An 8,347-nucleotide genomic window follows, 5' to 3' on the forward strand; every position below is an offset into this window, starting at 1 on the left:
GTATAACGCACGAGCCCGTCAAACCGTGCCGCGCTCGTTCGAGCCCCGGTCCATACCGTGTTTTCCCCCTGTCCTACAGCGCTCGAGCGGTCGCCGGCCGGCTCCTGTCATCGATCTGTCATGGCTCCGTCATAGAGCCAGCATGATCGGGCGGGTAACGGTGCGCTGCAGCAGGATTGCTCTTGCAGCGCGGCACGTACAGCGCCCGGACAGATTACGGAGAGCCACCGTGAAACCCTTCCATTTCGCCCTCGCCATCGGGCTCGCGACCGCACAGTTCGGCGCCGTCGCCCAGGCCGCCGACATCACCGGTGCCGGCGCGACCTTCCCATTCCCGGTCTATTCGAAATGGGCTGAAGCCTACCGCAAGGATACCGGCACGGGCCTGAACTACCAGTCCATCGGCTCCGGCGGCGGCATCAAGCAGATCCAGGCCAAGACCGTCGATTTCGGCGCCACCGACGCCCCGCTGAAGGGCCCCGCCCTTGAGAAGGACGGCTTCGTCCAGTTCCCCACCGTCATGGGCGGCGTCGTCACCGTCGTGAACATCGCCGGCGTCGAGCCGGGCAAGCTCAAGCTCACCGGCGAACTCGTCGCCGACATCTATGCGAACAAGATCACCAAGTGGAGCGACCCCAAGATCGCTGCCCTCAACAACGGCCTGAAGCTCCCCGACGCGCCGATCACCCCGGTCTACCGTTCGGATGCCTCCGGCACGACCAGCATCTTCACCACCTATCTCAGCGCGGTCTCCGAGAGCTGGAAGAAGGAATTCGGTGCGGCCACTACGGTCAGCTGGCCCGCCGGCCAGGGTGGCAAGGGCAACGAGGGCGTTACCGCCACCGTCAAGCAGGTCGCGAACTCCATCGGCTACGTGGAATCGGCCTACGCCAAGCAGAACAAGCTCAGCCACACCCTGATCCAGAACAAGGCCGGCAAGTTCCCGGCCCCGGATGACAAGGCGTTCCAGGCCGCCGCCGCCTCCGCCGATTGGAAGGCCGCTCCCGGCTTCGGCATCTCCCTCGTGAACCAGGCCGGCGACGAAGCCTGGCCGATCACCGCGGCCACCTTCATCCTCGTCTACAAAGAGCCGGCCGACGCCGCCAAGTCCGCGGAAGTGCTCAAGTTCTTCGATTGGGCCTACAAGAACGGCGACAAGCTCGCCGTCGATCTCGACTACGTGCCGCTGCCCGACAACGTCGTCGCCCTCGTCCACAGCGAGTGGAAGGAAATCAAGGGCAAGGACGGCAAGCCCGTCTTCTAAGGCACGTCCTCACGGACCGAACCACCCTCTCAGGCCCGGCGAAAGCGTCGGGCCTGCTCCACGAGAAGACATGGCGACACACCTCGCCACCCGTCTCCCCACGCGATACGACCCCTCAAGGTGAAGAAGTAGACGTCGGATGGCCGCCTTGACTGAACAGATTTCGCTGGCCCGCACGGGCTCCCCCGCTCGCAAGAAGCCGGGCGGCCTCGGCGACCAGCTCTTCCGCGCCGCCTCCTACGCGTCGGCGCTGCTGGTCCTCCTCTTCCTCGCGGGCATCCTCGCCTCGATCGCCTATGGCGGCTGGCCGGCCTTCGCGGAATTCGGCCTCGGCTTCATCACCTCCAGCTCCTGGAACATCGGCCAGGAGCAGTACGGCGCTCTCGTCGCCATCGTCGGCACCCTGGTCTCGGCCGTCCTCGCCCTCCTCATCGGCGTGCCGATCTCCATCGGCATCGCGGTCTACCTCACGCAGCTCTGCCCCGGCTGGGCGCGCAAGCCCGTCTCGATGACGATCGAGCTCCTCGCCTCGGTGCCGAGCATCATCTACGGCATGTGGGGCCTGTTCATCTTCGCCCCGCTCTTCGCCCATTACGTGCAGATGCCGGTCTCGAGCGTAGTGGAGGGCATGCCCATCGTCGGCACGCTGTTCTACGCCCGCGTCCCCTCGGGCGTCGGCATCCTCACCGCCGGCATCATCCTGGCGATCATGATCGTGCCCTTCGTCGCCTCGATCACCCGCGACATGCTCGACCAGATCCCCACCGTGCTGCGCGAGAGCGCCTATGGCATCGGCTGCACCACCTGGGAGGTCGTGCGCCACGTGCTGGTGCCGCAGGCCTCGGTCTCGATCATCGGCGCGGTCATGCTCGGCCTCGGCCGCGCGCTCGGCGAGACCATGGCGGTGACCTTCGTCATCGGTAACGCCAACCGCCTCTCCGGTTCGATCTTCGATCCCGGCTCCACCATCGCCTCGCGCATCGCCAACGAGTTCAACGAGGCCGACGGCCTGCAGCTCAACTCGCTGATGGCGCTCGGCTGCATCCTCTTCATCATCACCTTCATCGTCCTGATCATCGCACGCCTGCTCGTCCGGCGCGTGAAGGTCGCCTGACCCCGGGAGCCCGAATCATGGACGCCGTCACCACTCTCCCCACAACCGCGGCCCCGGCGCGTGTCAGCCGGGTCCGGTCGAGCCGCCGGGTCGCCGACAAGCTCCTCATCGTCGGCAGCACCGTCGCCACGCTGATCGGTATCGTCGTGCTGGGCTCGATCCTGCTCATGCTCATCGTCGAGGGCATGAAGGGCTTCTCGCCGCTGCTCTTCACTGAGCCGACGCCGGGCCCTGGCTCCGAAGGCGGCGGCATCGCCAACGCCATCCTCGGCAGCCTGGTCCTCACTCTCATCGGCATCGTCATCGCGACGCCGGTGGGTGTCATGGCCGGGACCTATCTCGCCGAGTACGGCCGCAACTCGAAGCTCGCCGACGTGATTCGCTTCCTCAACGACATCCTGCTCTCGGCCCCCTCGATCCTCATCGGCCTGTTCGTCTACACGCTGATGGTGCGGCCGATGGGGACCTATTCGGGCTGGGCCGGCGGCGTGGCTCTCGCCATCATCGCCACCCCGGTGATCGTGCGCACCACCGAGGACATGCTGCGCCTCGTGCCCTCGACCCTGCGCGAGGCCGGCGCGGCCCTCGGTGCCCCGCCCTCCATCGTCATCAAGAGCATCACCTGGCGCGGCGCCAGCGCCGGCATCGTCACCGGCATCATCCTGGCGCTCGCCCGCATCGCCGGCGAGACCGCGCCGCTGCTCTTCACCGCGCTCAACAACAACAGCTGGTTCTCGCCCAACCTCATGGGCGGCATCCCGAACCTTCCGGTGATGATCTACCAGTTCGCGCTCTCGCCCTACTCGAACTGGCAGCAGCTCGCCTGGGCCGGCGCCCTCCTCATCACCGCTACGATCCTCGCCCTGTCGATCGTGGCCCGCTTCGTCATCAAGAGCGAGCGGGCGCGCTGATCCCGCGCCCCCGTCCCACCCCGTTTTCGACAAGGACACGCATCCGATGAACGCCGCTCCCGCGATCACGCAGGCCCAGCTGACCGGTCGCCACCAGGCCGACGATCAGGCCCCCATCCGCATCGCCGTGAAGGACCTGAACTTCTATTACGGCTCGTTCCACGGCCTGAAGTCGGTCAACCTCAACTTCCACGACCGCCAGGTCACTGCCCTGATCGGCCCGTCGGGCTGCGGGAAGTCGACCCTGCTGCGGACCTTCAACCGCATCTACAGCCTCTATCCGGAGCAGCGCGCCGAGGGTGAGATCCTCCTCGACGGGCAGAACGTGCTCGATTCGAAGGTCGATCTGAACGAGCTGCGCTCGCGCATCGGCATGGTGTTCCAGAAGCCGACGCCCTTCCCGATGTCGATCTACGACAACGTCGCCTTCGGCCTGCGTCTCTACGAGAAGCTGCCCAAGGCCGATCTCGACGTGCGCGTCGAGGAATCCTTGCGCAAGGCCGCCCTCTGGGACGAGGTGAAGGACAAGCTCAAGCAATCCGGCATGGGTCTCTCCGGCGGTCAGCAGCAGCGTCTCTGCATCGCCCGCACCGTCGCCCAGCGTCCCGAGGTGATCCTGTTCGACGAGCCGACCTCGGCCCTCGACCCGATCTCCACGGGCCGCATCGAGGAGCTGATCGAGCAGCTGCGCTCGGAATTCACGATCGTCATCGTGACCCACAACATGCAGCAGGCCGCGCGCATCTCGCAGTTCACGGCGTTCATGTATCTTGGCGAACTGGTCGAGTTCGGCCCGACGACACGGATCTTCATGAACCCCGAGAAGCGCCAGACCCAGGACTACATCACCGGCCGCTTCGGCTGAGCCCGCCGGGGCCGCGTTCCGCGGCACCGGTCCCGATCCTATGCGATGCGGGCTGCCAGGGGCGGCCTCGGTCGAGGAGTGCGAGCATGCCCAACCACATCGTCAGTTCCTACGACACGGAACTGGAAAACCTGCGCCGCTCGATTTCCGAGATGGGCGGGATCGCCGAGAAGATGATGACCGATTCCGGCAATGCCCTGGTGCGCCGGGACGTGCCCCTGGCGCAGGCTGTCATCGCCGCCGACAAGCGTCTCGACGCGATCCAGCACGAGGTCGAGGAGCGGGCGATCCTGCTCATCGCCAAGCGCCAGCCGCTGTCCATCGACCTGCGCGAGACGGTATCGGCGATCCGCGTGTCGAACGATCTCGAGCGGATCGGCGACCTGTCCAAGAACGTCGCCAAGCGTGTGGTCGCCATCGCCGATCAGATCCAGCCGCAGAAGATCGTCATCGGCGTCCAGCATATGGGCGATCTGGTGCAGGAGCAGCTGAAGGACGTCCTCGACGCCTATGGCAGCCAGGACGTGAAGGCCGCCCTCGACGTGTGGGAGCGCGACGATTCCATCGACGCCCTCTACAACTCGCTCTTCCGCGAGCTGCTGACCTACATGATGGAAGATCCGCGCAACATCTCGTTCTGCACGCATCTCCTGTTCTGCGCCAAGAACATCGAGCGGATCGGCGATCACACCACCAACATCGCCGAGACGATCCATTATCTCGTCACCGGCACGAACGAGCTCGCCGAGCGGGACCGCCCGAAGAACGACGCGTCGAACTACGCCACCGTGTCGATGCCCGCCAGCGCCTGATCGCTGCCCCTGCCGGCCGCTCCAGCACACGCTCGGCGCGGCCGTCGCGTCCATCCGGGACGGTCGCCATCACCCTGAAAACATCCGCATGAACACGCGCATCCTGATCGTCGAGGACGAGGAGGCCCTCACTCTCCTCCTCCGCTACAACCTGGAAGCGGAGGGCTTCGTCGTCGATTCCGCCGCGCGGGGCGACGAGGCCGATCTGCGCCTTCAGGAGCAGGTTCCCGATCTCGTCCTGCTCGATTGGATGATGCCCGGCCTGTCCGGCATCGAGCTGTGCCGCCGCATCCGCGCACGGCGGGAGACCGAGCGGCTGCCGGTGATCATGCTGACGGCGCGGGGCGAGGAGGGCGACCGCATCCGCGGCCTCGGCACCGGCGCCGACGATTACATCGTCAAGCCGTTCTCGGTGCCCGAGCTCCTCGCGCGGGTGCGTGCGCTCCTGCGGCGGGCCAAGCCGACCCATGTGTCGGACCTGCTGGTGGCCGGCAATATCGAACTCGACCGGGTCAGCCACCGCATCCGGCGGCAGGGCCGCGAGATCCATCTCGGGCCCACCGAGTTCAAGCTCCTCGAATTCCTGATGCAGAGCCCCGGCCGCGTGTTCTCGCGCGAGCAGCTGCTCGACGGGGTCTGGGGCCACGACGTCTATATCGACGAGCGCACGGTGGACGTCCATGTGGGCCGCCTGCGCAAGGCGATCAACCGCCCGCGCCAGAGCGACCCGATCCGCACCGTGCGCGGCTCCGGCTATTCCTTCGACGAGATGTTCTCCACGGACGAGTGAGGCCACGGCCGGCTTCGCGCCGCTCCGTCCGGAACGAGCGTCCCCTTCATGACGACGGCGGGTGGCCTTGCCTCCGGGCGATACTCGCGAACCGATGCCATTCCGGCCGCCACGAGATATCGCGTTCGATCTCGGACGTCTGTCCGTTCCGGCATGTGCTCGCCCCGGGGGGCTCAGGCATTCACCCATCTGGCGGGCAGCATGAGTTCCCCTCCTTTTCCAGGGGACGGGTGGCGGTCGCGCCTGTCGAATCTTCCTGGATAGAGGGAACAGCCGTCGGGCAGATGTCTGAATCCGTCAGACCTGCTGGCGGAACTCCGACGTTTGGTGCCCGCTGCCGGGTCCGCTTTCGACCCGACGTCGACGGGCCCTGCGGCTGCCGCCATCCGCTGAGAGCGGACATTGATCATGGGCGGAAACGACCGCTCCAACATGCGGTTTATCCGCTTTCGACGTCGCTACGTCACCTTGTCAGGTGACGTCGGGCTTCAACACCCGCGTGTCATACCAACCGAGACGACGGTCATCGGCGGATCGCAATACGAGTTGAGCGACCGGAGCCCCGACTTCACGATCGACCAAGCGAGACCGGCGATCGGTCGGCTCATAGAGATGAGCCTCCCCCCATTGTCGAAGCGCGACGATGACGAGGAAAAGGCCGCGCCCCTTCTCGGTCAGGACGTATTCCCGGTAGGCGGTCCCGTCCGAGGCGGGCGCCGTCTCCAGAATTCCCCGTTCGGTCAGGTCGCGAAGGCGGGTCGCCAGCATACCCTTGGCGATGCCGAGACCAGTCTGGAACTCACTGAAGCGCCTCACACCGTCGAAAGCATCGCGGATGATGAGGAGCGACCACCAGTCGCCAATGACATCGAGCGCGCGCGCAACCGGGCACCCGGCGTTCCAGAGGCTGACGCGCTTTGCCACGAAGGTACGCTCCCGTTCCAAACTAGTCTCAATTTAGAACTGGAATGGGCCGGTCACAAGTGGTCTCAAGATGAAACCAGATTGGATGTCATCGACAGGACCGCCATGCCGCACGGAAAAGATGAGCGAACCTCTACCGAGCCGGAGGGGGCATTGCCCAGGACAACGATCCTGATTTTCGCCGTCGCCGCCGGCTTGAGCGTCGCGAACATCTACTACGCCCAGCCCCTGCTCGATGCGATGGCGCAGGAGTTCGGCATCTCGCCTGCCGCGATCGGGCTCGTGGTGACCCTGACCCAGGTCGGCTACGGGCTGGGCTTGATCTTCATCGTGCCGCTCGGCGATCTCATCGACCGCCGTCGCCTCATCCTCGGCCAGGGGCTTCTGTCGGTGCTCGCGCTGGTGGCGGTGGCCACGGCCGAGACCGGAGCGATTCTGTTCACCGGCATGGCGGCGGTTGGGTTGCTCGCCGTCGTGGTTCAGGTCCTGGTCGCATTCGCCGCGACGCTCGCGACACCGACCGAACGAGGTCGCGTGGTCGGTACGGTCACGAGCGGCATCGTGATCGGCATCCTGGCGGCGCGCTTCGCGGCCGGGATACTGGCCGATATCGGTGGCTGGCGAGCGGTCTATCTGGTCTCCGCGATCCTGTCGCTCGCCCTCGTCGGCCTGCTCGTGCGCGTCCTGCCACGGCATCGGATCCCGGCCGGAACCGGCAGCTACGTCGCTGCACTTCGCTCGGTCCCCATCCTGTTCCTCAGCGAGCCGGTCTTGCTGGTTCGCGGTGTTCTGGCGCTTCTGATCTTTGCGTCGTTCAGCACATTCTGGACCGCGCTGGTGCTGCCGCTCAGTGTGCCGCCCTTCTCCTATTCCCATACCTGGATCGGCCTGTTCGGCCTCGTAGGCCTGGCGGGAGCGATGGCCGCGACGGGGGCCGGGCGGCTCGCGGACAGGGGCCACGGTCAATGGACGACAGGCTTAGCTCTTATGCTCCTGCTCGTATCGTGGGCGCCGATTGCGCTGCTGCCGGTATCGATTCCGGCCCTGATCTTTGGCGTCGTCCTGCTCGATCTCGCCGTGCAGGCCGTTCATGTCACGAACCAGAGCCTCATCGTCTCCCTGCGTCCCGAAGCCAGCAGCCGGCTCATCGGCGGCTACATGGTGTTCTATTCAGTGGGCAGCGCCCTCGGCGCCGCTGCCGCGACGTCCATCTATGCCCGGGCTGGCTGGCCCGGTGTCTCGGCGCTCGGAGCGACGTTCAGCGCTGCGGCCCTGCTCGTGTGGCTGTTCACCTTGCGCGCGGTGCGGACATGTCGAACGTAACTCGGTGATCCAACCGAAACGGCAGCTCCATCCTCGATCATCGCGGAGAACTGCCGGTCCGCCCATCACCCATCTCGGACGCTCGGGGCGGGTACCAACCATCAAAGTTTGATGACGACAGGGCGCGGGTAACGGAGGAAGGCGCCAAGTTGCCGTCGATGCCGGCTCAGCGGTCGAGGCGGCGCATCGAACGGCTGTCCCGCTCGGCGTTGCGCCGGGTTCTGTCCTCCGCTCGGGCCCGGTCGCGCTGGACCGTCTCCATACGCCGGAGCGTCTCCGTCTGCTCGCGGTGGGCCCGCGCCAGGTCGCTCACCGCGTTCATCGCACGCACCCGGTTCGCATCC

General features: G+C 66.2%; 8 protein-coding genes. 7 read left to right on the plus strand and 1 reads right to left on the minus strand.

The genetic code is table 11. The features are described from left to right. Positions 1–229 precede the first annotated feature (229 nt). The 6 genes from pstS (at position 230) to phoB (ending at position 5,756) form a co-directional block, all read left to right on the plus strand. Positions 230–1,264, plus strand: a complete 1,035-nt coding sequence (gene pstS, locus IPV08_RS21015) for a phosphate ABC transporter substrate-binding protein PstS (protein WP_056434518.1) — start codon at positions 230–232, stop codon at positions 1,262–1,264. A 139-nt stretch (positions 1,265–1,403) separates the two neighbouring features. After that, on the plus strand, positions 1,404–2,378 hold the full coding sequence (gene pstC / locus IPV08_RS21020) for a phosphate ABC transporter permease subunit PstC (protein ID WP_056434516.1): 975 nt from the start codon (positions 1,404–1,406) through the stop codon (positions 2,376–2,378). Positions 2,379–2,395: 17 nt separating this feature from the next. Further along, positions 2,396–3,289, plus strand: coding sequence for a phosphate ABC transporter permease PstA (pstA, locus tag IPV08_RS21025; protein ID WP_056434514.1), 894 nt, complete (start codon positions 2,396–2,398; stop codon positions 3,287–3,289). A gap of 46 nt (positions 3,290–3,335) precedes the next feature. Beyond that, entirely contained in the window at positions 3,336–4,154 is an 819-nt protein-coding gene (gene pstB / locus IPV08_RS21030) for a phosphate ABC transporter ATP-binding protein PstB (RefSeq protein WP_056434512.1), read from the plus strand. Positions 4,155–4,240: 86 nt separating this feature from the next. Continuing rightward, positions 4,241–4,966: a phosphate signaling complex protein PhoU gene (phoU, locus tag IPV08_RS21035; protein ID WP_056434510.1), complete on the plus strand. Its 726-nt coding sequence runs from the start codon at positions 4,241–4,243 to the stop codon at positions 4,964–4,966. A gap of 88 nt (positions 4,967–5,054) precedes the next feature. Continuing rightward, on the plus strand, positions 5,055–5,756 hold the full coding sequence (gene phoB, locus IPV08_RS21040) for a phosphate regulon transcriptional regulator PhoB (protein WP_056434508.1): 702 nt from the start codon (positions 5,055–5,057) through the stop codon (positions 5,754–5,756). 471 nt (positions 5,757–6,227) lie between these two features. Here phoB and IPV08_RS21045 read toward each other — a convergent pair whose 3' ends face one another. Then, on the minus strand, positions 6,228–6,680 hold the full coding sequence (locus IPV08_RS21045; RefSeq protein WP_056434726.1) for a helix-turn-helix domain-containing protein: 453 nt from the start codon (positions 6,678–6,680) through the stop codon (positions 6,228–6,230). Positions 6,681–6,785: 105 nt separating this feature from the next. Between IPV08_RS21045 and IPV08_RS21050 the strand changes: the two genes are divergently transcribed. Continuing rightward, a complete protein-coding gene (locus IPV08_RS21050; RefSeq protein WP_056454367.1) occupies positions 6,786–8,003 on the plus strand; it encodes an MFS transporter in 1,218 nt (405 codons plus the stop codon). The last annotated feature ends 344 nt before the right edge of the window (positions 8,004–8,347 follow it).

The organism is Methylobacterium sp. SD274 (assembly GCF_017355285.1).
Classification (GTDB): Bacteria; Pseudomonadota; Alphaproteobacteria; order Rhizobiales; family Beijerinckiaceae; genus Methylobacterium.

Excerpts from the sequence above, each read along its gene's own strand:
- pstC (WP_056434516.1), top strand. The coding sequence starts at position 1,404 with ATGGCCGCCTTGACTGAACAGATTTCGCTGGCCCGCACGGGCTCCCCC.
- pstA (WP_056434514.1), top strand. The coding sequence starts at position 2,396 with ATGGACGCCGTCACCACTCTCCCCACAACCGCGGCCCCGGCGCGTGTC.
- pstB (WP_056434512.1), top strand. The coding sequence starts at position 3,336 with ATGAACGCCGCTCCCGCGATCACGCAGGCCCAGCTGACCGGTCGCCAC.
- phoU (WP_056434510.1), top strand. The coding sequence starts at position 4,241 with ATGCCCAACCACATCGTCAGTTCCTACGACACGGAACTGGAAAACCTG.
- phoB (WP_056434508.1), top strand. The coding sequence starts at position 5,055 with ATGAACACGCGCATCCTGATCGTCGAGGACGAGGAGGCCCTCACTCTC.
- IPV08_RS21050 (WP_056454367.1), top strand. The coding sequence starts at position 6,786 with ATGCCGCACGGAAAAGATGAGCGAACCTCTACCGAGCCGGAGGGGGCA.